General features: G+C 59.6%; 22 protein-coding genes and 1 pseudogene. 14 read left to right on the top strand and 9 right to left on the bottom strand.

Translation table 11 applies throughout. The features are described 5' to 3' along the window. The first annotated feature begins 39 nt into the window (after positions 1-39). The 3 genes from phaZ (at position 40) to PspS34_RS01800 (ending at position 3372) form a co-directional block, all read left to right on the top strand. Positions 40-894 (top strand): poly(3-hydroxyalkanoate) depolymerase, encoded by an 855-nt coding sequence (phaZ, locus tag PspS34_RS01810; RefSeq protein ID WP_057712363.1) that lies wholly within the window; start codon positions 40-42, stop codon positions 892-894. A 115-nt stretch (positions 895-1009) separates the two neighbouring features. Then, a complete protein-coding gene (gene phaC, locus PspS34_RS01805; RefSeq protein ID WP_154861189.1) occupies positions 1010-2692 on the top strand; it encodes a class II poly(R)-hydroxyalkanoic acid synthase in 1683 nt (560 codons plus the stop codon). Positions 2693-2751: 59 nt separating this feature from the next. Beyond that, the gene (locus PspS34_RS01800; RefSeq protein WP_057712365.1) at positions 2752-3372 is read left to right on the top strand and encodes a TetR/AcrR family transcriptional regulator; all 621 of its coding nucleotides are present in this window, start codon (positions 2752-2754) and stop codon (positions 3370-3372) included. Positions 3373-3564: 192 nt separating this feature from the next. Here the strand turns inward: PspS34_RS01800 and PspS34_RS01795 are convergent, their stop codons facing one another. The 3 genes from PspS34_RS01795 to PspS34_RS01785 all read right to left on the bottom strand — a co-directional run bounded on the left by PspS34_RS01795 (position 3565) and on the right by PspS34_RS01785 (position 5353). Beyond that, complete coding sequence (locus tag PspS34_RS01795) at positions 3565-4401, bottom strand: phasin family protein (RefSeq protein ID WP_154861190.1); 837 nt, start codon at positions 4399-4401, stop codon at positions 3565-3567. A gap of 10 nt (positions 4402-4411) precedes the next feature. Next, the gene (locus PspS34_RS01790; RefSeq protein ID WP_057712367.1) at positions 4412-4834 is read right to left on the bottom strand and encodes a phasin family protein; all 423 of its coding nucleotides are present in this window, start codon (positions 4832-4834) and stop codon (positions 4412-4414) included. A gap of 243 nt (positions 4835-5077) precedes the next feature. Next, positions 5078-5353, bottom strand: coding sequence for a polyhydroxyalkanoic acid system family protein (locus PspS34_RS01785; RefSeq protein WP_150811973.1), 276 nt, complete (start codon positions 5351-5353; stop codon positions 5078-5080). A gap of 155 nt (positions 5354-5508) precedes the next feature. Between PspS34_RS01785 and ubiE the strand changes: the two genes are divergently transcribed. The 10 genes from ubiE (at position 5509) to PspS34_RS01735 (ending at position 13679) form a co-directional block, all read left to right on the top strand. Next, on the top strand, positions 5509-6279 hold the full coding sequence (ubiE, locus tag PspS34_RS01780; protein ID WP_007975568.1) for a bifunctional demethylmenaquinone methyltransferase/2-methoxy-6-polyprenyl-1,4-benzoquinol methylase UbiE: 771 nt from the start codon (positions 5509-5511) through the stop codon (positions 6277-6279). Continuing rightward, the gene (locus tag PspS34_RS01775) at positions 6279-6902 is read left to right on the top strand and encodes an SCP2 domain-containing protein (RefSeq protein WP_057712368.1); all 624 of its coding nucleotides are present in this window, start codon (positions 6279-6281) and stop codon (positions 6900-6902) included. The genes ubiE and PspS34_RS01775 overlap by 1 nt, the downstream gene beginning before the upstream one ends. Next, on the top strand, positions 6899-8503 hold the full coding sequence (gene ubiB / locus PspS34_RS01770) for a ubiquinone biosynthesis regulatory protein kinase UbiB (RefSeq protein WP_057712369.1): 1605 nt from the start codon (positions 6899-6901) through the stop codon (positions 8501-8503). Before PspS34_RS01775 ends, ubiB begins: the two co-directional genes overlap by 4 nt. Before the next feature lie 81 nt (positions 8504-8584). Next, positions 8585-8986 carry a phosphoribosyl-AMP cyclohydrolase gene (gene hisI / locus PspS34_RS01765; protein ID WP_007989281.1) on the top strand — a complete coding sequence of 134 codons (402 nt, stop codon included), beginning with the start codon at positions 8585-8587 and terminating at the stop codon, positions 8984-8986. After that, positions 8979-9311, top strand: coding sequence for a phosphoribosyl-ATP diphosphatase (locus PspS34_RS01760; RefSeq protein ID WP_007975564.1), 333 nt, complete (start codon positions 8979-8981; stop codon positions 9309-9311). Before hisI ends, PspS34_RS01760 begins: the two co-directional genes overlap by 8 nt. A 25-nt stretch (positions 9312-9336) precedes the next feature. Further along, positions 9337-9609 carry a twin-arginine translocase TatA/TatE family subunit gene (locus PspS34_RS01755; protein WP_057712370.1) on the top strand — a complete coding sequence of 91 codons (273 nt, stop codon included), beginning with the start codon at positions 9337-9339 and terminating at the stop codon, positions 9607-9609. Between the two features lie 10 nt (positions 9610-9619). Continuing rightward, the gene (gene tatB, locus PspS34_RS01750; protein ID WP_150811974.1) at positions 9620-10063 is read left to right on the top strand and encodes a Sec-independent protein translocase protein TatB; all 444 of its coding nucleotides are present in this window, start codon (positions 9620-9622) and stop codon (positions 10061-10063) included. Further along, positions 10060-10854: a twin-arginine translocase subunit TatC gene (tatC, locus tag PspS34_RS01745; protein WP_057712372.1), complete on the top strand. Its 795-nt coding sequence runs from the start codon at positions 10060-10062 to the stop codon at positions 10852-10854. Before tatB ends, tatC begins: the two co-directional genes overlap by 4 nt. Next, positions 10851-11558, top strand: coding sequence for a 16S rRNA (uracil(1498)-N(3))-methyltransferase (locus tag PspS34_RS01740; protein WP_154861192.1), 708 nt, complete (start codon positions 10851-10853; stop codon positions 11556-11558). The genes tatC and PspS34_RS01740 overlap by 4 nt, the downstream gene beginning before the upstream one ends. Before the next feature lie 204 nt (positions 11559-11762). Continuing rightward, the gene (locus PspS34_RS01735; RefSeq protein ID WP_154861193.1) at positions 11763-13679 is read left to right on the top strand and encodes a methyl-accepting chemotaxis protein; all 1917 of its coding nucleotides are present in this window, start codon (positions 11763-11765) and stop codon (positions 13677-13679) included. A gap of 33 nt (positions 13680-13712) precedes the next feature. Here the strand turns inward: PspS34_RS01735 and PspS34_RS01730 are convergent, their stop codons facing one another. Further along, positions 13713-14162, bottom strand: coding sequence for an HIT family protein (locus PspS34_RS01730; RefSeq protein WP_154861194.1), 450 nt, complete (start codon positions 14160-14162; stop codon positions 13713-13715). 178 nt (positions 14163-14340) lie between these two features. Here PspS34_RS01730 and PspS34_RS01725 point away from each other — a divergent pair, with 178 nt between their 5' ends. Next, complete coding sequence (locus PspS34_RS01725) at positions 14341-16659, top strand: hypothetical protein (RefSeq protein WP_159389502.1); 2319 nt, start codon at positions 14341-14343, stop codon at positions 16657-16659. Positions 16660-16714: 55 nt separating this feature from the next. Here PspS34_RS01725 and PspS34_RS01720 read toward each other — a convergent pair whose 3' ends face one another. The 5 genes and pseudogenes from PspS34_RS01720 to PspS34_RS01700 form a co-directional block, all read right to left on the bottom strand. Next, a complete protein-coding gene (locus PspS34_RS01720) occupies positions 16715-17449 on the bottom strand; it encodes an amino acid ABC transporter ATP-binding protein (RefSeq protein WP_154861196.1) in 735 nt (244 codons plus the stop codon). Beyond that, positions 17442-18401: an amino acid ABC transporter permease gene (locus tag PspS34_RS01715; protein ID WP_154861197.1), complete on the bottom strand. Its 960-nt coding sequence runs from the start codon at positions 18399-18401 to the stop codon at positions 17442-17444. Before PspS34_RS01715 ends, PspS34_RS01720 begins: the two co-directional genes overlap by 8 nt. Before the next feature lie 156 nt (positions 18402-18557). Next, a pseudogene (locus PspS34_RS01710) lies at positions 18558-19007 on the bottom strand (transporter substrate-binding domain-containing protein); the annotation flags it as partial. Positions 19008-19296: 289 nt separating this feature from the next. After that, positions 19297-21867, bottom strand: a complete 2571-nt coding sequence (mdoH, locus tag PspS34_RS01705) for a glucans biosynthesis glucosyltransferase MdoH (RefSeq protein WP_154861199.1) — start codon at positions 21865-21867, stop codon at positions 19297-19299. Then, positions 21860-23674, bottom strand: a complete 1815-nt coding sequence (locus PspS34_RS01700) for a glucan biosynthesis protein G (RefSeq protein ID WP_090452641.1) — start codon at positions 23672-23674, stop codon at positions 21860-21862. The genes mdoH and PspS34_RS01700 overlap by 8 nt, the downstream gene beginning before the upstream one ends. Positions 23675-23899: the final 225 nt, after the last annotated feature.

Below are 23899 nucleotides of genomic sequence, written 5' to 3'. Positions count from 1 at the left end.
GAGGAAGAATTTGAGAAAGCGACCCACAGGGCCAGAAGCATGCCGCAACCCTTCATATTCCGTACCGTCGATCTGGATGGCCAGACGCTCCGCACGGCGGTACGCCCCGGCAAGCCTCACTTGACGCCCCTGCTGATTTTCAACGGCATCGGCGCCAACCTGGAGCTGGTGTTCCCGTTCATCGCGGCACTGGACCCGGACCTGGAAGTCATCGCCTTCGACGTACCCGGCGTCGGCGGTTCGTCGACACCAAACCGGCCGTATCGTTTTCCGAGCCTTGCGAAGCTCACAGCGCGGATGCTCGACTATCTCGACTACGGACAGGTCAACGTCATCGGCGTGTCCTGGGGGGGCGCCCTGGCTCAACAGTTCGCCTACGACTATCCGGAGCGCTGCAAGAAACTCGTGCTGGCGGCAACGGCGGCGGGTGCGGTGATGGTACCGGGCAAGCCGAAAGTGCTGTGGATGATGGCCAGCCCGCGACGCTACATCCAACCGTCCCACGTGATCCGCATTGCGCCGATGATCTACGGCGGCGCTTTCCGTCGCGACCCGACGCTGGCCGCGAGCCATGCGGCCAAGGTGCGTTCAGCGGGCAAGCTCGGATACTACTGGCAGCTGTTCGCCGGCCTCGGCTGGACCAGCATCCACTGGTTGCACAAGATCCGCCAGCCGACCCTGGTACTGGCCGGCGACGATGACCCGCTGATCCCGTTGGTCAACATGCGCTTGCTGGCCTGGCGGATCCCCAACGCCCAGTTGCACATCATCGATGACGGGCATTTGTTCCTGATTACCCGGGCCGAAGCGGTGGCCCCGATCATCATGAAATTCCTGGAAGAGGAGCGCCAGCGCGCGGTGATGCATCCGCGTCCGGCGCCATTGGGCAGCTAAACCGCTGCATCAGCGGCCGGCAGGACGCCACGCCGCGCAACAACCCGTTACAGCGTCTATGGTGTTCTGGTTCGGTGTGTTTGTTTTTAGCCTGAAGACGAAGGAGTGTTGACTCATGCGCGAGAAACCAGCGAGGGATTCCTTACCGACTCCCGCCGCGTTCATCAATGCACAGAGTGCGATTACCGGCCTGCGCGGTCGGGATCTGTTATCGACCCTGCGTAGTGTGGCCGCCCATGGCTTGCGCAATCCGGTGCACAGTGCCCGACATGCCCTCAAACTCGGCGGCCAGCTTGGTCGTGTGCTGCTGGGCGAAACCCTGCACCCGACCAACCCGCAGGACGCTCGCTTCACCGATCCGGCATGGAGCCTCAACCCGTTTTATCGGCGCAGCCTGCAGGCTTATCTTAGCTGGCAGAAACAGGTCAAGAGCTGGATCGACGAGAGCGACATGAGCCCGGACGACCGCGCCCGTGCCCACTTTGCGTTCACCTTGCTCAACGACGCCGTATCACCCTCCAACACCCTGCTCAATCCACTGGCGGTCAAGGAGCTCTTCAATTCCGGCGGTAACAGCCTGGTGCGTGGCATCAGCCATTTGGTGGACGATCTGCTGCACAACGACGGCCTGCCCCGGCAAGTCACCAAACAAGCATTCGAGGTTGGCAAGACGGTCGCCACCTCCACCGGAGCCGTGGTGTTTCGCAACGAACTGCTGGAGTTGATCCAGTACAAACCGATGAGCGAAAAGCAGTATTCCAAGCCCCTGCTGGTGGTGCCGCCGCAAATCAACAAGTACTACATTTTCGACCTGAGCCCCCACAACAGCTTCGTCCAGTACGCGCTGAAAAACGGCCTTCAAACCTTCATGATCAGCTGGCGCAACCCGGATGTGCGTCACCGCGAATGGGGGCTCTCGACCTACGTAGAAGCCGTAGAAGAGGCCATGAATGTCTGCCGGGCGATCACCGGCGCACGGGAGGTCAACCTGATGGGCGCTTGCGCCGGCGGTCTGACCATCGCCGCGCTGCAAGGACACCTGCAGGCCAAACGGCAGCTGCGCAGGGTGTCCAGCGCAACTTACCTGGTGAGCCTGCTCGACAGCCAGATGGACAGCCCCGCAACGCTGTTCGCCGACGAACAGACTCTGGAAGCCGCCAAACGCCGCTCCTATCAGAAAGGTGTATTGGACGGCCGCGACATGGCCAAGGTCTTCGCCTGGATGCGCCCCAACGATTTGATCTGGAGCTACTTCGTCAACAACTACCTGTTGGGCAAGGAGCCACCGGCGTTCGACATTCTCTACTGGAACAACGACAACACGCGCCTGCCGGCCGCCCTGCATGGTGACCTGCTGGACTTTTTCAAGCACAACCCGCTGACTCATCCGGGCGGCCTGGAAGTGTGTGGCACGCCGATCGACTTGCAGAAGGTCACCGTCGACAGCTTCAGCGTCGCCGGCATCAACGATCACATCACGCCGTGGGACGCGGTGTATCGCTCGACGCTGTTGCTCGGTGGCGAGCGGCGCTTCGTGCTGTCCAACAGCGGCCATGTGCAGAGCATCCTCAACCCGCCGAGCAACCCGAAAGCCAACTACGTCGAGAACGACAAATTCAGCAGCGACCCACGGGCCTGGTACTACGACGCCAAGCGTGTCGATGGCAGTTGGTGGACCCAATGGCTTGGCTGGATTCAGGAACGCTCCGGTGCGCAGAAGGAAACCCACATGGCGCTCGGCAACCAGAACTATCCACCGATGGAGGCAGCACCCGGTACTTACGTGCGCGTGCGCTGACGTTCAACGAGCCACGGCCACTGTCGGCCGTGGCAAGACCCGATCATTAAGAAGACTGGATGAAAACCCGCGACCGGATCCTCGAATGTGCCCTGCAGTTGTTCAATCAGAAGGGCGAACCGAATGTCTCCACCATGGAAGTTGCCAATGAGATGGGCATCAGCCCAGGCAACCTCTACTACCACTTCCACGGAAAGGAGCCTCTGATTCTCGGGCTGTTCGAGCGTTTCCAGGGCGAACTGGCACCCTTGCTCGATCCACCGGCCGATGCCGAGCTGGCACCCGAAGAATACTGGCTGTTCCTGCACCTGATCGTCGAACGCCTGTCCCACTACCGGTTCCTGTTCCAGGATCTGTCAAACCTCGCCGGGCGCCTGCCGAAACTGGCCAAGGGCATTCGCAACCTGCTCAATGCACTCAAGCGCACACTGGCGTCACTGCTGGCACGATTGAAGGCGCAAGGGCTGCTGGTCAGCGATACCCAGGCACTGGGGCAACTGGTGGAGCAGATCACCATGACGTTGCTTTTCTCACTGGACTATCAGCGGATTCTTGATCGTCAGGGCGAGGTGCGATTGGTGGTTTACCAGATCATGATGCTGGTGGCGCCGCACCTGCTGCCATCGATGAAGGCTGCGACCGAACAGATGGCGATGGAGTACCTGGAAGACCACGAATAACCCTGACACCCACCACCCCTGTGGGAGCGAGCTTGCTCGCGATGGCGGCGGATCAGCCATCATCAATGTTGAATGTGATGGCCCCATCGCGAGCAAGCTCGCTCCCACATTGGGCTTGTGTCGGTCAGAGATTCGCACACAAACAAAAACGCCCGACCTTCACAGGCCGGGCGTTTTCTTGAGCCCTGAAAATCAGGACTGACTGGTTGGCGTCGATGGAGCTGGCGCGACAGTCGGGGTGACCGCAGGGGTCGGTGCGGTAGCGGAGTTCGAAGCGCTGACCGGAGCTGCCGGCGTTGCCGGTTTGGCAGCTGCCACTGCTGGTTTTGGCGCGGCGGCCTTTGGAGCTGCCGGCTTTTTCACCGCTGGTTTTTTCGCCGCAGCGGGTTTGGCCGCTGCAGTTTTCGCAGCTGGCTTGGCGGCCGGTTTAGCCGCTGGTTTGGCGGCGGCTTTTGCAGCCACCGGCTTGGCTGCAGGTTTGGCTGCGGCCGGTTTGGCGGCTGCAGTTTTAGCCGCAGGCTTGGCAGCAGGTTTAGCCGCTGCTTTTGCCAGTGGCTTGGCTGCGGTTTTGGCAGCAGGTTTGGCTGCCGCGGTTTTCGCCGCAACAGGCGCAACCTTGGCACCGGTCAGTTTTTCGATTTGCTTGGTCAGGGTTTCGACCTTGCTGTGCAGTGCCTTGACCTCGTTGCGGCTCGGTACGCCCAGACGCGAAATGGCGCTGTTCAGACGCTTGTCGAAAGCACCTTCCAGCTCATCCCACTTGCCCAGTGCGCGATCTTTCACGCCGCTGATGCGCGACTTGGCCGAAGAAGCGGAGTCCTTGGCGGCGTCGACAGTCTTGCCAACAGCGCTCTTGGTGAGCTTCTCGGCTTTCTCGCCGTCCTTAACCAATGCATCGAAGAGTTTGCTGCCGTCAGTGTCGATCTTCGAGTACACGCCTAAACCAGCCAGCCAGATTTTTCGGGAGTAATCTTCAACCTTCCCGATCCACGAGCTGCCTTCTTTTTCGGTTTTCTTTTTAACAGCCATCCCGTTCTCCTTAAGATTTACGCGCGACACGTTCGAGCAATGCCGTCAGCTCATCGAGCTTAGCAGAGAGTGTCTCAACGTCATGTTTAGACGGAATACCGATACGATTCAAGGTACTTGCGACACGCGTGTCGAACGCCTTCTCGACCTTGTCGAGTTGAACCTCGACCTTGCCTTTGAAAGTGCTGACTTCACTCTTGGCTTCATCGATCTCGGCATTGGCCGCTTCAAGCTTCTCAGCGACTACCTTTTTGCCTTTCTTTTCAACAACCTGACCAGCCTTGATCAGCTCCTGAAAGTACTCGCTGCCCTCTTGGCCGACCTTGGCGTAGGCACCCAGGCCTGCCAGCCAGATCTTGCGGGCATAGGATTTGACGTCGCCCAGCGTGCCGGTCGACGGGTCGATTTTTTTCTTCAAAATAACTTTGGCCATGGTGCACCTCACGCGCAGAAGGTTTGAGGAACTGCCCGGGAAAGTGTCGGGCTCTGGCACAAAGTAGGGAGAAAAATTAGAAACGGCACCCTAACAACTGACATAAACAGCAGAGGCACCACAAAACAAATGTGGGAGCGGGCTTGCTCGCGAAGGCAGTGTGTCAGTCGACATGAATGCTCAATGACATACCGCTTTCGCGAGCAAGCCCGCTCCCACAGGAGATGTGATTTCATTCGGAAATCAGGCCAGGGCCTTGTCGAGTGCCTTTTCGATTTCCGCTTTGATCATGCCGCTCATGGCCGACATCATCAGGCCCAGCTCCACGTCGACCTTGATCGAATCTTCACTGACATGCACCGCACCCTTCACGCCCGAGCGCTTGAGGTTCAGGGTGTCGCCGGACCACTGCGGCTCCAGGCCATACTGATCGGAAAGTTTCTGCGCCAGCTTGTCGGCCTTCTCGCGAGCCGCTTCCTTACCCAGGCCATGGGCACGTTCAACACTAATACGGGCCATCAAATGACTCCTGCTTTATGGATGCTTTCCCGAGGCATCTTGACCTCTGCTGCGTCAAAACGTCCCGATGGTTGCCCATCTTACCTTCAGCCTTGCCAAGACAAAGCATGCCTTGGGGATTAGAATGTCGCGCATTCTCTTTTGGTGACAGCGATATGACTGATCAGCGCAAAGGCAGCGATGCCGAACCCACCACTCACTTCGGCTTCAAAAACGTTCCGGAAAGCCAGAAAGCGGAAAAAGTCGCTGAGGTTTTCCACTCGGTAGCCGCCAAGTACGACCTGATGAACGACCTTCTGTCGGGCGGCATGCACCGTCTGTGGAAGCGTTTCGCGATCGAACTGTCGGGCGTTCGTGCCGGTAACCGCGTGCTCGACATCGCCGGCGGCACTGGCGACCTGACCAGAAAGTTCTCGCACCTGGTAGGCCCGACCGGCCAGGTCGTGTTGGCCGACATCAACGAATCCATGCTCAAGGTCGGTCGTGACCGCCTCCTGGACCTCGGTGTGGCCGGCAACGTCGAATTCGTCCAGGCCGACGCGGAAAAACTGCCGTTCCCGGACAACCATTTCGACTGCGTGACCATCGCCTTCGGCCTGCGCAACGTGACCCACAAGGAAGATGCCCTGCGCTCGATGCTACGCGTGCTCAAGCCGGGCGGCCGCTTGTTGGTACTGGAGTTCTCCAAGCCGACCAACGCACTGATGTCCAAGGCCTACGATGCTTACTCGTTCGCCTTCATGCCGCTGATGGGCAAGCTGATCACCAACGACTCGGAAAGCTATCGCTACCTGGCCGAATCGATCCGCATGCACCCGAACCAGGAAACCCTGAAGTCGATGATGGTCGAGGCCGGTTTCGACCGCGTGACCTATCACAACATGACCGCCGGCATCGTTGCCCTGCACCGTGGCATCAAGCCCTGATGTTGCTCGCCGGCCTGCTCGCCAGCGTTGAACTCGGCCTGAACCGGGTGCTGCGTCTCGACAGCACGGCGCTGCCGCGGCTGGCGCATTTGACCGGCAAAGTGATTGCCGTCGATTGCCGCAGCCCGGTGCTGCAACTGTTCATCCTGCCCAGCGACGAAGGCCTGATGCTCGCCTCCCAGTGGGAAACCGGCGCCGACTGCACCTTGCGTGCACCGGCCTCGAGCCTGTTGAAACTGGCGATGAGCAAGGACAAGACCTCGGTCCTGCACGCCCCTGAAGTCGAACTCGACGGCGACAGCGGCGTGCTGCTGGAACTGGCGGCGATCCTCCAGGACCTGGAGCTGGATTGGGAGTACGAACTCTCGCGCTGGCTGGGACCTGTGGCCACGCAACTGGTCGGCGGTCACCTGCGCAGCCGCGCCCGCTGGTATCAGCAAGGGTTCGCCAGCCTCAACCAGAACCTGGGCGAATACCTGGCCGAAGAATCGCGCACCCTCGTCGGTCAGCGCGAAGCCGAAGCGCGATTCAGTGAACTGGACCAGATCAAGCTTGATCTTGAACGTCTCGAGGCGCGTTTCGAGCGCCTTTCCCGATCCCTCGACCCAAGCGATAACGCATGAAGCTGCTTGCCGTCCGCCGTCTGTTGCGCATCCAGCGCGTCGTGATCCGCTACCGCCTCGATGACCTGCTGTTCGCCCTGCCGCTGCCCTGGTTCTTGCGGGCGCTGCGTTACGCCTTGCCGTGGCGCTGGTTTCCGCGCAAGACCCTGGACCTGAGCCGTGGCGCGCGTTTGCGCCTGGCGTTGCAGGACCTGGGGCCGATCTTCATCAAGTTCGGGCAGATCCTGTCTACTCGCCGCGACCTGTTGCCCGAGGACATCGCCGACGAACTGATGAAGCTGCAGGACCGCGTACCACCATTCGACTCGCAAGTGTCGGTCAAGCTGATCGAAGAACAGCTGGGCAAGAAAATCAGCGAAGTCTTCAGCCGTTTCGACGTCGAACCGCTGGCCTCGGCCTCGGTGGCGCAGGTGCACGCCGCGCAACTGAAAACCGGTGAAGAAGTGGTGGTCAAGGTGATCCGCCCGGGCCTCAAACCGGTGATTGCCCAGGACCTGGCGTGGCTGTTCATCCTCGCCCGCGCCGCCGAAAAACTCTCGGCCGATGCCCGCCTGCTGCACCCGGTGGACGTGGTCAGCGATTATGAAAAAACCATCTACGACGAACTCGACCTGCTGCGCGAGGCGGCCAACGCCAGCCAGTTGAAGCGCAACTTCGACGGCTCGCCGCTGCTGTACGTACCGCAAGTCTATTGGGACTGGTGCCGACCGAAAGTGCTGGTGATGGAACGTATCTACGGTATTCAGGTTACCGATCTGGCGACTCTGGCCGACCAGCGCACGGACATGAAAATGCTCGCCGAGCGTGGCGTGGAGATTTTCTTCACCCAGGTGTTCCGCGACAGTTTCTTCCACGCCGACATGCACCCCGGCAACATTTTCGTCAGCACCGTGAATCCGTGGAGCCCGCAGTACATTGCGATCGACTGCGGCATCGTCGGCAGCCTGACCCCGGAAGACCAGGATTACCTGGCGCGCAACCTGTTCGCTTTCTTCAAGCGCGATTACCGTCGCGTGGCGCAGTTGCACATCGATTCGGGCTGGGTGCCGGCGGAAACCAAGCTCAACGAATTCGAAGCGGCGATCCGTACCGTGTGCGAGCCGATCTTCGAAAAACCGTTAAAAGATATTTCCTTCGGTCAGGTGCTGATGCGCCTGTTCCAGACTGCGCGCCGCTTCAACATGGAAGTGCAGCCACAGTTGGTCCTGCTGCAAAAAACCCTGTTGAACATCGAAGGCCTGGGCCGCCAGCTGTACCCGGACCTCGATCTGTGGAACACCGCTCAGCCATTCCTCGAACGCTGGATGCGCGAGCGGGTCAGCCCCAAAGCCCTGCTCGGCAACGTGCACAGCCAGTTCGAACAGATCCCGCACCTGGCCAACATGGCCCGCGACCTGCTCGAACGCATGTCCCAACCCCACGCCTACGACCCGCCGCCACCGTGGCGTCGACGCCGTGACGACTGGTTCCTGCGCCTGCTCGGTACGGCCCATCTGGCCGGTGGCGCCGTCCTTGCCGCTGGCGGACCGCTGAACCAGTTGGCCTATTGGCCGGCGGGAATCATGATGGCGGTCGGTTTGTATCTGGTCGTGCGCCGATAGCCAGTTGTGTGAACGACTGGCACACTGTTTGAACGCCTGAGCTCGGCTATTGAAGTGTCGAGCCCGCTGTCGGAGTCGAAGATGAAAAACTGGCTGGACGAGATCAAGTGGGACGCTGACGGCCTGGTGCCGGCCATTGCCCAGGATCACAAGACCGGGCGCGTCCTGATGATGGCCTGGATGAACCGCGAAGCACTGGAACTGACCGCTGCCGAGAACCGTGCCATTTACTGGTCACGTTCCCGTGGCAAGCTGTGGCGCAAGGGCGAAGAGTCCGGCCACGTGCAAACCCTGCACGAGATGCGCCTGGACTGCGACGCCGACGTCATCATCCTGATGGTCGAACAGATCGGCGACATCGCCTGTCATACCGGCCGCCAGAGCTGCTTCTACCGCGTCTATGAGAACGGCGACTGGACAACCGTCGACCCGGTCCTGAAAGATCCGCACGCCATCTATTCCGCAGGGCACAAACATGAGTGACACTCTCACCCGCCTCGCCGAGGTACTGGAGGAGCGCAAAGGCGCCGCCGCCGACAGCTCGTATGTCGCCAGCCTGTACCACAAGGGCTTGAACAAGATTCTGGAAAAAGTCGGCGAAGAGTCGGTCGAAACCATCATCGCCGCCAAGGACGCCGCCGTCAGCGGCGACTGCAGCGATGTGATCTACGAGACCGCCGACCTGTGGTTCCACAGCATGGTCATGCTCGCCCAATTGGGGCAGCATCCACAGGCTGTACTCGATGAACTGGACCGTCGTTTCGGTCTCTCCGGACACGCCGAGAAAGCCTCGCGCCCGTCCGCCTGAATAACTATTAGAGAGGAGCAGCAGCATGGGCATTTTTGACTGGAAACACTGGGTCGTCATCCTGGTTGTCGTGGTACTGGTGTTCGGCACCAAGAAACTGAAAAACCTCGGCACTGACGTCGGCGAGTCGATCAAGGGCTTCCGCAAAGCCATGAACGACGATGAAAAACCGGCCGACCCGAACGCGACCCCGGCCCAACCGGTTCCTCCGGTTCAGCCACAGGCATCCGTGAACCAGCCGCACACCATCGACGTGCAGGCACAGAAAGTCGAAGAGCCGATCCGCAAAGACGTGTGAGCACTGACTAATGTTTGGTATCAGCTTCTCTGAACTGCTGCTCGTCGGCCTCGTCGCCCTGCTGGTGCTGGGTCCCGAGCGCTTGCCGGGCGCTGCGCGCACCGCCGGCCTGTGGGTCGGGCGCCTGAAGCGCAGCTTCAACGCAATCAAACAGGAAGTTGAACGTGAAATCGGTGCCGACGAGATTCGTCGGCAACTGCACAACGAGCACATCCTGTCGCTTGAGCAGGAGGCGCGGAAAATCTTCACGCCGACCCAGCAGGAGCCGACGCCGGTGGAACATGTGGGTACGCAGACGATTCTTGCGCCTGCCGCGGCTGTCGACCCGACACCTGCTCCGACGGCGGAACCTGCGCCTGTTGTGGCAGCGATGCCGGTTGAACCCGTTGCTCCAGCCGCCGCGCCGACAACGCCAGCGCCCAATGACACCACTTTGCCGCCGCGAGCCCCATGAGCGATCTCCCTGAAAACGACCAGCACATGCCGCTGGTTTCGCACCTCACCGAGTTGCGTACCCGTCTGCTGCGCTGCGTAGCGGCGATCTTCATCATCTTTGCCGGGCTGTTCGCCTTCACCCAGCAGATCTACACCTTCGTCTCCACGCCGCTGCGCGCGTACCTGCCCGCTGGCGCGACGATGATTGCCACTGACGTGTCGTCGCCGTTCCTGACGCCACTGAAGCTGACGATGATGGTCTCGCTGTTCCTGGCCATTCCGGTGATCCTGCACCAGATCTGGGGTTTCATCGCCCCCGGCCTGTACAAGCATGAAAAGCGCATCGCCGTGCCCTTGCTGGTCTCCAGCATCTTTCTGTTCTACGCCGGCATGGCCTTCGCCTATTTCCTGGTGTTCCCGCTGATCTTCAAGTTCTTCGCTGCCGCCACCCCGGCCGGCGTGGAAATGATGACCGACATCACCAGCTACCTCGATTTCGTCATGACGCTGTTCTTCGCCTTTGGCGTAGCGTTCGAGATTCCGGTGGCCGTGGTGCTGCTGGTGTGGATCGGCGTGGTCGATGTCAAATACCTGAAGAAAATCCGTCCGTACGTGATCATCGGCTGCTTCGTGGTCGGCATGATCCTGACACCACCGGACATCTTCTCGCAGACCCTGCTGGCCGTTCCGATGTGGCTGTTGTTCGAGATCGGCATCCTGTTCGGCAGCCTGATCAGCAAGCGCGGCGACCATCCGGAAGACCAACCGGCTGACGATCACAACGACCAGCCGCCAGCGACCCAAGCGTGAACCTGCTGCTCCTCGAAGAGGCCGATTTCATTGCGGCCGACCGCGCGATCCTGCGTGATCGCCGGTTGACCCACATGCAGGAGGTCCACCGCTGCGAAGTCGGTGACAGCATGCGCGTCGGGCGAATCGGTGGCATGATGGGTTCTGCCGAAGTGCTGCGCCTGGACGCCGACGAAGCGGAATTGCGCGTCACCCTCGACCAGCCACCACCGGCCAAGCTGCCATTGACCCTGGTATTGGCCCTGCCACGGCCCAAGATGCTGCGCAGGGTGTTCCAGACCGTGGCGGCGATGGGTGTGCCACGGGTCGTGCTGGTCAACAGCTACCGCGTCGAGAAGAGCTTCTGGCAGACCCCGTTCCTGGAGCCAGAGGCGATTCGCGAGCAGTTAATCCTCGGCCTGGAACAGGCGCGGGACAGCGTGTTGCCGGAAGTCGTGATCGAGAAGCGCTTCAAGCCCTTCGTCGAAGACCGTCTGCCCGCGATCACCGAAGGCACCCTCGGCCTGGTGGGGCATCCGGGCAATTACCCGCCCTGCCCTCGCGCACTCAGCGAACCGGTGACCCTGGCCATCGGCCCAGAGGGTGGCTGGATTCCCTACGAGATCGACCTGCTGGGCAAATCCGGCCTGCAACCGGTGCAACTGGGCGAGCGCATCCTGCGGGTCGAAACCGCCGTGACCGCGCTGCTGGCACGCCTCTTCTAAATCCCGACACAATTCCTGTGAGAGCGGGCTTGCTCGCGAATGCGGTGTATCAGTCGGCATTGAAGTGACTGGCACACCGTTTTCGCGAGCAAGCCCGCTCCCACAGGTCATCATTCGCCCGTATATCGGGCAGCGCCTACAGATTCAGGCTCCCCTGCCGATACACCCCCCATAAAACCAAATTGTGGTCCGGGGAGTTTCAGCATGTACCAATGGCTAGCCGAGAATCTGGGAAACGTCAGCGTCAAACGCAAGCTGGGGATCGGCTTCGGTCTGGTGCTACTGTTGACCCTGCTGATCACCTTCACCGGCTGGAGCGGCCTGAGCGGCGTGACCAGCCGCGGCGATAAGCTGGGGTTCATCGCCAGCCTCAACGACCTGACCAAGGACCTGCGCATTGCACGCCAGGATTACGAAATGCGTCGCGGCGAACAAGGTCCCGGCGCCGTCAACGATCTGTTGGGCAAACTCGAAAGCGGCCTGCAGACCGCCCGCGGCCTGATCGAGCAACCGGCCGATACGGCCATGGTCGAGCAACAACTGGCCGCTGTCGCCGAATACCGCCGCGCCTTCAACGACATGACCCAGGCCGGCGCCCAGCGTGAAGACGCCCGCAGCAAACTGGGCGCCACTGCCGACAATGCCGTGGCCCGCGTCGCCGAAGTGGAAAAATCCATGCTGCAAGGTGACAGCGTAGCGGCGTTCAACAGCGTGATCGACCTGAGCAAACTGATCCAGCAGGCGCGCTTCCAGGTTCGCGGCTACACCTACAGCGGCAAGAGCGAAGCCGAACAGCCAGCCCTCGACGCGATCGAAAACGCCCTGAAGAACCTCGAGAGCCTGCCGACCAAACTGCCTGAAGAACACATCGCCAACCTGCAACAGGCAACTGACTCGCTGAAGGCCTATCGCACCGCCGTCAGCCAGTTCCGCGACTCCCAGGTGGCCAGCGCCAAGGCCCTGGCACGCATGTCCACCCAAGGCGACATCCTGTTGGACATGAGCCAGAAACTCACCGTCTCGCAAACCGTCGTGCGTGACACCGACGCCGCCCATGCCAAGAACATGCTGACCCTCGCCACCGTGCTGGCCATCGCCTTCGGCCTGCTGGCCGCCTGGGCGATCACCCGACAGATCATCATTCCATTGAACCAGACCCTGATCGTGGCCCAGCGCGTCGCCAGTGGTGACCTGACCCACAACCTGACGTCGCAGCGCCGCGACGAACTCGGCCAGTTGCAGCGGGCCATGCAAAGCATGACCCAAGGGCTGCGCGAACTGATCGGCGGCATCAGCGATGGCGTCACCCAGATTGCCAGCGCCGCCGAAGAGCTGTCGGCGGTGACCGAGCAGACCAGTGCCGGGGTCAACAGCCAGAAGGTCGAGACCGATCAGGTCGCCACCGCCATGAACGAAATGGCCGCCACCGTGCAGGAAGTCGCGCGCAACGCCGAAGAGGCGTCCGAAGCCGCCGTCGCCGCCGACCAGCAAGCCCGGGAGGGCGACAAAGTCGTCGGCGAAGCCATCGCCCAGATCGAACGCCTGGCCGCGGAAGTCGGTCACTCCACCGAGGCCATGGGCGAACTCAAGCGCGAAAGCGACAAGATCGGCAGCGTGCTCGACGTGATCAAGTCCGTGGCCCAGCAAACCAACCTGCTGGCCCTCAACGCCGCGATTGAAGCCGCCCGCGCCGGTGAAGCCGGCCGTGGTTTTGCCGTGGTGGCAGACGAAGTCCGCAGCCTGGCCCAGCGCACCCAGAAGTCCACCGAAGAGATCGAAGAACTGATCGTCGGCCTGCAAAACGGCACCCAGCAAGTGGCGACCATCATGGACAACAGCCGCACCCTGACCGACAGCAGTGTCGAACTGACCCGCCGTGCCGGCGGTTCACTGGAAAGCATCACCCGCACGGTGTCGGCGATCCAGGCGATGAACCAGCAGATCGCCGCGGCTGCCGAACAGCAAAGCGCCGTGGCGGAGGAGATCAACCGCAGCGTGCTCAATGTGCGTGACGTCTCGGAGCAGACCGCCGCCGCCAGCGAAGAAACCGCGTCCTCCAGTGTCGAACTGGCGCGGCTCGGCACTCACCTGCAAATGCTGGTGGGCAAGTTTCGGGTTTGATGGAGAACGGGAGGCTGCCAGCAGCCTCCCGCTTCAGTCCGTCGCGCCATCCACCTGACGAACATGCCGCGCCATTACCGCCAGGTCGTGATTGAGCTCGCCCTTGAAGTCATGGGACGAGATGTAGCCTTCGTAGCGCTCGAAGAACTTGTCGACGTTGGACGCCAACGGCTTGAACGCGCTGGAGTCGCCCGTGCCGTGCATGGGGAAGAGTTTCGCGTGCAAATGATCGATGCCATAGCCTTCAAGCATCAGACCCGTACGGCCAACACCCGGCAGCGCGTGATCGATCAGCAAGGCGACCTTTTTCGCCGCAATCACCAACCCCGCCAGCACTTCGTCCGACTGGGCAAACGCGTAGCTGCCATGGTGCTGCCTGGGCACCACCACGGAAAAACCCGGGGTATAGGGGCGAATGGAGAGAAAGGCGACGTGGCCTTCATCCTGCCAAATCAGGTGCATCGGCGCCTGGCCGGCGAGCATTGCGCAAAAAACAATCCATGCGCTGTAAACCTTCCGGGTGATGGTTGATAGACATTTTAGGCGTCTGTCGATTTAACAACTTCACTGCCGCTTCATCGACACTAACAGTTCTGATAGTTACGCGAAATTCAGGTCGGGTTCAAGATTGTATTCCTCGTCAGATTCTCGGAGCACAATCATGAACGATGACTCAGTCGATAACTCTGCCCAACCCCAACTGCCCGTAATCGAACCCGTTGAGCCTCATACCAACTACAGCCGCTGGATGACCGATATGGCGGCGGAAATCGCCGGGCTGACCCTTCATCAGCTGGCGATTCCTGGGGCGCATAATTCTGGCGTGGACATGGCGGGCACATGGGGCGTGGAAGAGCTGCTCGCCGCCTGCCAGAACAAATCGTTTCCTTTCCAGTTCGCCGCCGGGGCCCGATATCTTGATTTGCGACTTGAGGATAAAAGTTACTGGAAGATGGTTGGCAATTTCGCACCACAGCGGGTGTTCGTAGAGGCATTCGAGTTTACGCATGGTAACGATTCATATTGGATTTCAAATGTCAGCGCCGGACGGACTTTGCAGTACCTCATAGCAGAGGCGAAAAAGTTCGCAGAGAACAACCCTGGAGAAATCATAATCCTTGACATTCGACACTTCAAAAATAGGCTGTCAGAAGGTCTCGAGCGCGCCTTTGCGCACCTAACACCCATAAAATACATGTTGATTCCAACGTCAGCTGCCAATCTGACTTTAGATACAATCCGCAAAACCCATCCGGGAAGAAATATCATCCTTTGCTTCGATCATGGCGAACCAGAAGACTGGAAACGGGAATGGGTACAAAAACCTTACCTATGGTCCTCGTTTAAACATGTGTGGAACACCATCGACGACGAACAGTCGGTGACAGAGACCGTCATCAGCACAATGCTTTCACCACCCAGTGAAAAACATTGGGTATTGAGCGCAGCGGCTCGCAACAAAAATGGCCCCATGTACTTGAGAGCCAACCATCCGATACGAACTGAAACATTCAGGAATGGCAGGCAAACTGCCAACGTTGTCATGGTGGACTTCATCGAAAGAGCAGAAACCATCACCAGCGTTACGGAGCAGTGTATTGCACTGAATCGACTGCGCTCACATGATGTAAAGCCACCGACCACCCCCCAAAACCTGAAAGCCAGAAAGGTCCCTGGAGATAACCTGCAAAATACGGTGGAAGTGAGTTTGGATCGTTCAGACGATGGTATTGGGATCCGTACATACGAAATATATGAAGGCGATAATCTGCTGTTCACTACCAGCAATATCCCTCACCAAGAAAAAAACCTGCCGCTGAGAAATTACATCCTGAGAGCCAGAGCAGTTAACGTTAACGGCAAAAAATCAGAATTCTCGGCGCCCTACACATTCATTCAGGATGAAGTGCCCCCCAGCGTTCCAACAGGGTTCACAGCTTGGAAGTACGGATTTACTGCGATAGAGCTCCATTGGAACGCCTCGTATGATCAAGCAGGGATACAACATTACGAAGTGAGCCGTGAAAACCAAGCCCCCATAATCACATCAGAATTGACAGCAGGATTTACACAGCTAAACCCGAATCAACCATATACATTCAAGCTGAGAGCAAAGGACGTCAATGGCTTATTCTCTGAATACACAGAACTGATTTATAAGCCGATCAACCCAACGTTTGAAAATCCAAAACTGCACATACTTAAAAGCCCCGACGCGTCTGGATATTATGAAGGCATGATTACCTGGGACCTCATCGACGCGCCATCATTGACCTTCCACTACGAATACAACAACAGCGGAATCCCAACCGTTGGTTTTCACCTCAATGGCAAACCACCATTCCAATTTTTTCGAGGCCGCTTAAACGTAGAAAAAACAATAACAGCACGCGCATTCTTTTACTATACAGAGGAAAGAGGCGAGCTTAGCACCACAACTTTTTCGTACGCTGGCGGAAATGTACTTCCACCTTTGCTTCTAAGAATCCAGTCACGCACACCAGACAGCACCGTTGTTACCTGGGTAGGTTCCTTTGGTTACAACATCGAAAACTATGCACTCTCTCTAAACGAAAGATCCCCTGTAATCCTACCAAAAGAAGCGCGCTCTTATGAATTTGAAGGATTGCCTGGCCATGAAAGATTTTCGCTAGAACTCTGGGCAATCAACAATTTTGACGAACAATCCGAAACTCGATCACTCATCATCGAGCCTATTCCTGGGTATGTTGCTCCTCCGAAAAACTTTCATTATTCACAACCGGTATTGCCCACGCTGGACTGGGATGCGCCGGACCAGCCTGTCTCTGGCTATAACGTCACCCTGACCGGCTCTGGCGGAATGCCATGGACTCAATGGGTGAACGGGCCAAGGTTTCAAACTTTCTTGCTGCCTAGAACGCGATACGACGTCAGCATCACCGCCAAAACCGAAGAAGGAGAGTCGTTACCATTGATCGGCGAGTTCACCACGCTCTGAAATCAACTCCCCGAGCAATCCAGCGCCTGCTCAGGGATAGCCGAGACTGGTTCGTTTATAAAACCTGGCGCAAAAATGCCTGCGCCCGCGGATCCTTCGGTGCATCGAAGAACTCCGCTGGCGAGGCGTCTTCCAGCAGTTTGCCGTGATCGAAGAACAGCACCCGGTCCGCCACTTCCCGGGCAAAGCCCATTTCGTGGGTCACGCAGACCATGGTCATGCCTTCCACCGCGAGGGTCTTCATCACGTCCAGCACTTCGCCGACCATTTCCGGGTCGAGGGCCGAGGTCGGTTCGTCGAACAGCATGACCTTGGGTTCCATCGCCAGCGCCCGGGCGATCGCCACCCGCTGTTGCTGGCCGCCGGAGAGGCGCGAAGGGAATTCATGGGCCTTCTGCGCGATGCCGACCTTTTCCAGCAGCGCCATGGCCTTGGCCTCGCGCTCCTTCTTGCCGCGCTTGCGCACGACCTTCTGCGCCAGGCACAGGTTGTCGAGCACGGTCATGTGCGGGAACAGGTTGAAATGCTGGAACACCATGCCGACTTCACGGCGGTAGGCATTGATGTCGGTTTTCGGGTCAGCCAGTTGCAGGCCGTCGATGCTCACCGAGCCGGAATCGAACTCTTCCAGGCCATTGAGGCAGCGCAGGAAGGTCGATTTGCCGGAACCGGACGGACCGATGACCACCAGCACCTCGCCCTTGGCCACCTGGGTGGTGACGTTGTCTACCGCGCGAACCACCTGGCCACGGGTGTCGAAGACTTTTATCAGATCGCGGACTTCAATCACTTTGCGCGAGCCTCCGCTCAAGCCGGCTGGCCATTTTCGACAGCGGCAGGTTGATCAACAGGTACAGCCCGGCCACGCAGAACAGGATTTCGAACGGCGAGAACGAGGTGGTGATGACTTCCCGGCCACTCTTGAGCAGCTCGGTGATGGCGATGACCGACACCAGCGAGGTGTCCTTGACCAGACTGATGAACTGCCCCGCCAGGGGCGGCAGCACCCGTTTGAATGCTTGCGGCAGGACCACATGACGCATCGACTGGCTGGCATTCAGGCCCAGGGAGCGCGCGGCTTCGTTCTGTCCACGGGCAATCGACTGCACCCCGGAGCGAATGATCTCGGCCACGTAGGCCCCGGTGAACAGCGACAGCGCGGCGATCCCGGCGAACTCGCGGGACAGGTTGAGCACCGTGCCAATGAAGAAGTAGAAAATGAAGATCTGCACCAGCAGCGGCGTACCGCGCACCAGCTCGATGTAGACGATCGACAGGTCGCGCAAAGTCGGGTTGTTCGACAGCCGGCACAGGCCGGTAGCCAGGCCGATCAACAGCCCGAGCACACCCGAGACCAGCGACAGCCACAGGGTAGTCCACAGGCCCCACAACAGCGGTCCTGCGGCCCAATGCCGGGTAACACCGATCACATCGCCCTCGGCCACTTCGTCGCCACGGGCCACTTGCAGGCTGTTGTCGTCGACTGTCAGCACTTGCTCGGTGCCGGCGTCGTTGCGCAGGGTCACCTGGGCCTTGTCGCCCTGGCGCACCAACTCGGTGACCGTGGAGAGGTCGGCGGCGCGCTGGCTGTCTTCGGCCTGGTAGGCGAAGTACTGCGGTACGCGGTTCCAGCGCCATTCGTAGGACATCAGCGAGGTGGCGTAGTACAACGCGCCGGCCAGGCCGATCAGCACCAGCACGGTCAATACGTGCCAGGGCCATTGGGCATTTTTATGTTTCATTGCAAATTCCGGGATTTGTGCTGCCTGTCAGGCCGTCATCGCGGGCAAGCCCGCTCCCACAGGTATCTGGGCTGTGCACAAGATTTGTGCTCACCGCAAAACACTGTGGGAGCGGGCTTGCCCGCGATCGAAGGCGACTCGGTCTAACTGACCGGGTTACTCCATGTCCTTGAGCCACTCGGTGCTCTTGAACCACTTGTCATGGATGCGATCGTAGGTGCCGTCTTCGTTGATCTGGTGCAGGAAGTTGTTGATGAAGTTGAGGCTGTCGTAATCCCCCTTCTTCAGACCGAAGGCCAGAGGCTCGTAGGTGAACGGCTTGTCGAGGAACACCAGTTTGCCGTTACTCACCTTGTTCAGCGCCACGACGTTGTAAGGCGCGTCGTAGATAAAGGCATCGGCCTTGCCGTTGACCACGTCGAGCACGGCTTCCTGCTCATTGTCGTAGCCGTGGTACTTGGCTTTGGAGATCAGCTTTTTGGCGACCATTTCGCCGGTGGTGCCGAGCTTGGAGGTGATGCGGTAATCGGCGGTGTTCAGGTCTTTATAGGACTTGATGGTGCCTTCCAGCTCCTTGCGGATCAGCAGCGTCTGGCCGACCAGCAGCATCGACAGATACTTCTTCATCTTCAAGCCCGCAAAACCATTGCGTTTGCGGCGCGAAATCGACAGTTTTCCGGTGAAAACCGATAGATACGGACACAAAACGGTCCGGGCGCACCAATTCGGGGACGGATGCTAACGCACTCGCTCGATTGCACAAGGGTTTGGCGGGCATAAAAGCAAAAGATCGCAGCCTTCGGCAGCTCCTACAGGGTTCACGACTGTAGGAGCTGCCGAAGGCTGCGATCTTCTGGGAGTATCCCCGCCTCCTTTCGGAAGCGGGGCTTTTTCATCATGCCAACTGAGGCTGAACGCTCAGCGGCTTGAGCGGCAGCAGCGGTGCATGGGGATCGGCCTTGACCGACTTGCGCCATGCGCCCAGCCACTCGGCGTGACCTTCATTCCAGACCTGATCATGCAGGCGAGCCAATGCCACCGGGTCGCTCAGCAACTGCACACGCTCGTTGTTGGTCAGGCCTTCCGGTCCGACCTTCATAGCGTGGCGTACCCGCTCCACCCGCAGCCATTCAATTGGCTCGGCCTCGCGGTGACGGGAAGTCGCCAACGAGCACGCCAAGGCGTTCTGCTGCGGATCGACCACCGAACGGACGAAGCCATCGTTCAGCGCATGCCAGCGGTTTTCGTGGGTGTACTGGTCGGTCGCCAGCAGTGCCTGCGGCGGATTGTATTCCTCAGGGATCAGGAACAGGTTCTCGTCACGGGACTTCAGGCCCAGGCCGACACGGCTGGAGATCACCGACACCGGGATCGACAGCATCAACGAACCGACGATCGGCACCAGCCACCACAGGAAGCTCGGGTTCAGCCAGATCACCAGCAAGGCCCAGAAGAAGCCCAGCAAGGTTTGCGGGCCGTGACGCTTGACCGCCTCGCTCCATGGCGTGGAGTCGTCGTCACGTTGTGGCGAGTTCCAGGTCGCGGCCCAGCCGAGGAACGCGGCGAGGACGAAACGGGTGTGGAAGATCATCCGTACCGGCGCCAGCAGCATGGAGAACAGCATCTCCAGGAGCATCGACAGGGTCACCTTGAACTTGCCGCCGAACTCTTTCGCGCCCTTGGCCCAGATCAGGATGATGCTCAACAGCTTCGGCAGGAACAGCAGCACGATGGTGGTCGAGAACAGCGCGATCGCCTTGTCCGGATGCCATTGTGGCCACAGCGGATAGAGCTGACGCGGTTCGAGGAAGTATTGCGGCTCCATCAGCGTGTTGACCGCCAGCAGCGCGGTCGACAGCACCAGGAAGAAGAACCACAACGGCGCCGACAGGTAGGACATCACGCCGGTCAGGAACACCGCGCGGTGCACCGGGTGCATGCCCTTGACCAGGAAAAGGCGGAAGTTCATCAGGTTGCCGTGGCACCAGCGACGGTCGCGCTTGAGTTCGTCCAGCAGGTTCGGCGGCAGTTCTTCATAGCTGCCCGGCAAATCATAGGCAATCCACACGCCCCAACCGGCACGACGCATGAGCGCGGCTTCGACGAAGTCGTGGGACAGGATCGCACCGGCGAATGCGCCTTTACCGGGCAATGGCGCCAGGGCGCAGTGCTCGATGAACGGCTTCATGCGGATGATCGCGTTGTGGCCCCAGTAGTGCGACTCGCCCAACTGCCAGAAGTGCAGGCCGGCGGTGAACAGCGGCCCGTACACGCGGGTGGCGAACTGCTGCATGCGCGCATAAAGGGTGTCCATGCCCGACGCACGCGGCGCGGTCTGGATGATGCCGGCGTCCGGCGTGGCTTCCATCAGGCGTACCAGACTGGTCAGGCACTCACCGCTCATCACGGAGTCGGCGTCGAGTACGACCATGTACTTGTAGTCACCGCCCCAACGACGGCAGAAGTCGTCGAGGTTGCCGCTTTTACGTTTTACGCGACGACGACGGCGGCGATAGAAAATCTTGCCGAAGCCCCCGGCTTCGCGGCAGACATCCAGCCAGGCCTGTTGCTCGGCGACGCAGATATCGGCGTCGTTACTGTCGCTGAGGACGAAGAAGTCGAAGCGGTCCAGGTCACCCGTGGCCGCGACCGATTCGAACGTTGCACGCAGACCGGCGAATACCCGAGGCACGTCTTCGTTGCAGATCGGCATCACCAGCGCGGTGCGCGCATCCTTTGGAATCGGCTCGTTACCAGCACTTTTACCGGAGATGCGGTATTTATCGTGCCCGGTTAGCAACTCGAGAAAGCCCATCAGCGCGGTCCAGAAACCCGCCGAAACCCAGCAGAACAGGATCCCGAACAGGATCAGGATGCTGGTCTGCAATGCATATGGCAGCACTTGGGTGGCGGTTTGCAGTAACGGTTGGTGCAAGACTTCGTCGAGGTCGACGAATGACCAGCCCTGGTAAGGCATGAGGCCTTTCATGAACCAGCCGGCGACGATGGTCTGACCGAGCATCAGTACCAGCAGAATGTAGCGGCGGATCGAACCGACGGTGCGCCAGCGCGCGGCCGGCAGCACGTTCTCGTCTTTCGGCGGCTTCGGCGGATTGGTGCGACCGGTCAGACGCCGCCAGCCGCGCACCAGAATATTGGTGCGCCACGGCTCCGGCACGACCTTGGTCCGACGAATCGGTGGGGTCGCCTTAAGGCAGACGCGACCGCTGGCGTCGAGCACCAGCATTTCGGCGTCCTGCAATTCTTCGGCAGTGCTCAGGGTCAAGCGCTTGCCGACCGAAGCCTGGGCGGCCTCGGCTGGCGCGTCGAAAGTCGAGGACGACAGACGCTCATGCAGTTCACTGAAAGACCTGCAGCCCGCGAGTTCCGCGCGCTGCTGGTCGGTCATCGGCAGATGCGCCAGATACTCGGAAAGAGTTTCTGGCCGTACTTGAGAGTTACTCATCGGCAGGCAACTGATAGCTCCAGGTCTCGGTCAGGACTTCTTCAGTCGGGGCCGATTCCGGTGTGGCTGGGGCCGCGTCGGCAGCGACAGGCTGCTTGGCGTCTTTATTGGCCTTGTCCTTGGCATCTGCAACAGGCTTGGCTTCGGCCTGCTTGGCCTCCGCTTGCCTGGCTTCCTTGTCCGCTTTCTCTTGTTGCTTGGCGGCAACCTTGTCGGCCTTGGCAACCGACGAGTTCGACGACGGAATCGAAGTCTTGGCCAGGTCCGCCGGCACGATGTTCTGCACCAGCGCGGCACGCATCTCGGTGGACTTGCTCGGATCCTTGATCTTCATCCGCAAGGTCAGGCGCCAGCCTTTGGTTTCAGGATTATAGCGAACGCTGTTTTCCACCAGCTCGGCATTGTCGCCGACGCTGACCTGGCTGCGAACGTCCGCTTCGGCCGGCAAAGCCGCCAGGGACGGGCCTTCAAAGTCCACCAGGTAGGCAACGCTGCCGTCCGGCTGACGAATCAGGTTGGACTGTTTGACGTCACCAGTGGAGCGCAGGGTCTGTTTGACCCAGGCGCTGTCCGGCGCGTGAATCGAGGCTTCATCCATGGTCCAGTGCATACGATAAGCGACATCGAGCGGTTGGCCAGGTTCCGGCAATTTTTCCGGGTTCCAGAAGGCAACGATGTTGTCGTTGGTTTCGTCGGCGGTCGGAATCTCGACCAGGTCGACCGTGCCCTTGCCCCAGTCACCCTTCGGCTCGATCCAGGCGCTTGGGCGCTTGTCGTAGCGGTCGTCGAGGTCTTCGTAGTGGCTGAAGTCGCGGCCACGTTGCAGCAGACCGAAGCCGCGCGGGTTTTCAACGCTGAAGTTGCTCACGGCCAGGTGCTTCGGATTGTTCAGTGGACGCCAGATCCACTCGCCGTTGCCGGCATGGATCGCCAGACCGCTGGAATCGTGCAGCTCGCGACGGTAGTTCAGTACTTTCGACGGTTGGTTGGCGCCGAACAGGAACATGCTGGTCAACGGGGCGATGCCCAGTTTGCCGACCTTGTCACGCAGGAACATCTGCGCCTTGACGTCGACGATGGTGTCGCTGCCCGGACGCAGGGTCAGGCGGTAGGCACCGGTGGCACGAGGGGAATCCAGCAGGGCGAAGATCACCAGGTGCTTGTCGCCCGGCTTGGGCTGCTGAATCCAGAACTCGCGGAAACGCGGGAATTCTTCGCCGGACGGCAATGCGGTATCAAGCGCCATGCCGCGAGCGGACAAACCATAGACATGACCCTTGCCGACGACGCGGAAATAGCTCGCGCCGAGCATGGTCATGATTTCGTCTTGCTTGTCGGCCTTGTTGATCGGGTACAGCACACGGAAACCGGCATAACCCAGTTGTTCGGTGGCCTTTGGATCGAACTTCATATCGCCGAAGTCGAAACGACTCGGATCGTATTTGATCTCTTCGACGGTGTTCGCGGTGATTTCGTTGATTTTCACCGGCGTATCGAAATGCATGCCCTGGTGATAGAAGGACAGCTTGAACGGCGTCTTCTGGTCAGCCCACTCGGCTTTTTCCGTCAGAAAACGAATTTTCTGATAGTCCGCGAATTTCATGTCGCGGAACTCGTTCGGCAGGTTACTGCGCGGCGCTTCGAATTTCTGCGCGGCCAGTTCTTTTGCCTTGACCGATACATCATCCAGACTGAATGCCCAAAGCTGACCGGCGCTGAGCAGGCAGAGCAGTGCAGAGCCCGCTACCAGGGCGCTGCGTAACCGTTTGGCAGACAATTTTGGTGCGTTACAGGGACTAACAATCACGAGCAACCCTCGCCGAAAACAGATCAAAAAACCAACGGCCAGTTAAAGGGCCTGCACGGTGTACGGTATGAAAAAACCGCCCTTGCAAACCACTCTTGCCAAGTTGGCGAGCATTGTTCCGACTCCGCTGTGGCGAAATGATTCCCCAATCGGATCCGGACAAGTCTCTACCTAAGTCAAAATGGACCAACGAACGCTGATCCCCGTAGCGCGGGATTATCTAGT

Origin of the sequence: Pseudomonas sp. S34 (assembly GCF_009866745.1) — a bacterium.
Lineage (GTDB): Bacteria > Pseudomonadota > Gammaproteobacteria > Pseudomonadales > Pseudomonadaceae > Aquipseudomonas > Aquipseudomonas jessenii.
The sequence above is the reverse complement of the archived record's forward strand: the minus strand, read 5'-3'. Positions and strand labels throughout refer to the sequence as shown.

Excerpts from the sequence above, each read along its gene's own strand:
- phaZ (WP_057712363.1), top strand. The coding sequence starts at position 40 with ATGCCGCAACCCTTCATATTCCGTACCGTCGATCTGGATGGCCAGACG.
- phaC (WP_154861189.1), top strand. The coding sequence starts at position 1,010 with ATGCGCGAGAAACCAGCGAGGGATTCCTTACCGACTCCCGCCGCGTTC.
- PspS34_RS01800 (WP_057712365.1), top strand. The coding sequence starts at position 2,752 with ATGAAAACCCGCGACCGGATCCTCGAATGTGCCCTGCAGTTGTTCAAT.
- PspS34_RS01795 (WP_154861190.1), bottom strand. The coding sequence starts at position 4,401 with ATGGCTGTTAAAAAGAAAACCGAAAAAGAAGGCAGCTCGTGGATCGGG.
- PspS34_RS01790 (WP_057712367.1), bottom strand. The coding sequence starts at position 4,834 with ATGGCCAAAGTTATTTTGAAGAAAAAAATCGACCCGTCGACCGGCACG.
- PspS34_RS01785 (WP_150811973.1), bottom strand. The coding sequence starts at position 5,353 with ATGGCCCGTATTAGTGTTGAACGTGCCCATGGCCTGGGTAAGGAAGCG.
- ubiE (WP_007975568.1), top strand. The coding sequence starts at position 5,509 with ATGACTGATCAGCGCAAAGGCAGCGATGCCGAACCCACCACTCACTTC.
- PspS34_RS01775 (WP_057712368.1), top strand. The coding sequence starts at position 6,279 with ATGTTGCTCGCCGGCCTGCTCGCCAGCGTTGAACTCGGCCTGAACCGG.
- ubiB (WP_057712369.1), top strand. The coding sequence starts at position 6,899 with ATGAAGCTGCTTGCCGTCCGCCGTCTGTTGCGCATCCAGCGCGTCGTG.
- hisI (WP_007989281.1), top strand. The coding sequence starts at position 8,585 with ATGAAAAACTGGCTGGACGAGATCAAGTGGGACGCTGACGGCCTGGTG.
- PspS34_RS01760 (WP_007975564.1), top strand. The coding sequence starts at position 8,979 with ATGAGTGACACTCTCACCCGCCTCGCCGAGGTACTGGAGGAGCGCAAA.
- PspS34_RS01755 (WP_057712370.1), top strand. The coding sequence starts at position 9,337 with ATGGGCATTTTTGACTGGAAACACTGGGTCGTCATCCTGGTTGTCGTG.
- tatB (WP_150811974.1), top strand. The coding sequence starts at position 9,620 with ATGTTTGGTATCAGCTTCTCTGAACTGCTGCTCGTCGGCCTCGTCGCC.
- tatC (WP_057712372.1), top strand. The coding sequence starts at position 10,060 with ATGAGCGATCTCCCTGAAAACGACCAGCACATGCCGCTGGTTTCGCAC.
- PspS34_RS01735 (WP_154861193.1), top strand. The coding sequence starts at position 11,763 with ATGTACCAATGGCTAGCCGAGAATCTGGGAAACGTCAGCGTCAAACGC.
- PspS34_RS01730 (WP_154861194.1), bottom strand. The coding sequence starts at position 14,162 with ATGCTCGCCGGCCAGGCGCCGATGCACCTGATTTGGCAGGATGAAGGC.
- PspS34_RS01725 (WP_159389502.1), top strand. The coding sequence starts at position 14,341 with ATGAACGATGACTCAGTCGATAACTCTGCCCAACCCCAACTGCCCGTA.
- PspS34_RS01715 (WP_154861197.1), bottom strand. The coding sequence starts at position 18,401 with ATGAAACATAAAAATGCCCAATGGCCCTGGCACGTATTGACCGTGCTG.
- mdoH (WP_154861199.1), bottom strand. The coding sequence starts at position 21,867 with ATGAGTAACTCTCAAGTACGGCCAGAAACTCTTTCCGAGTATCTGGCG.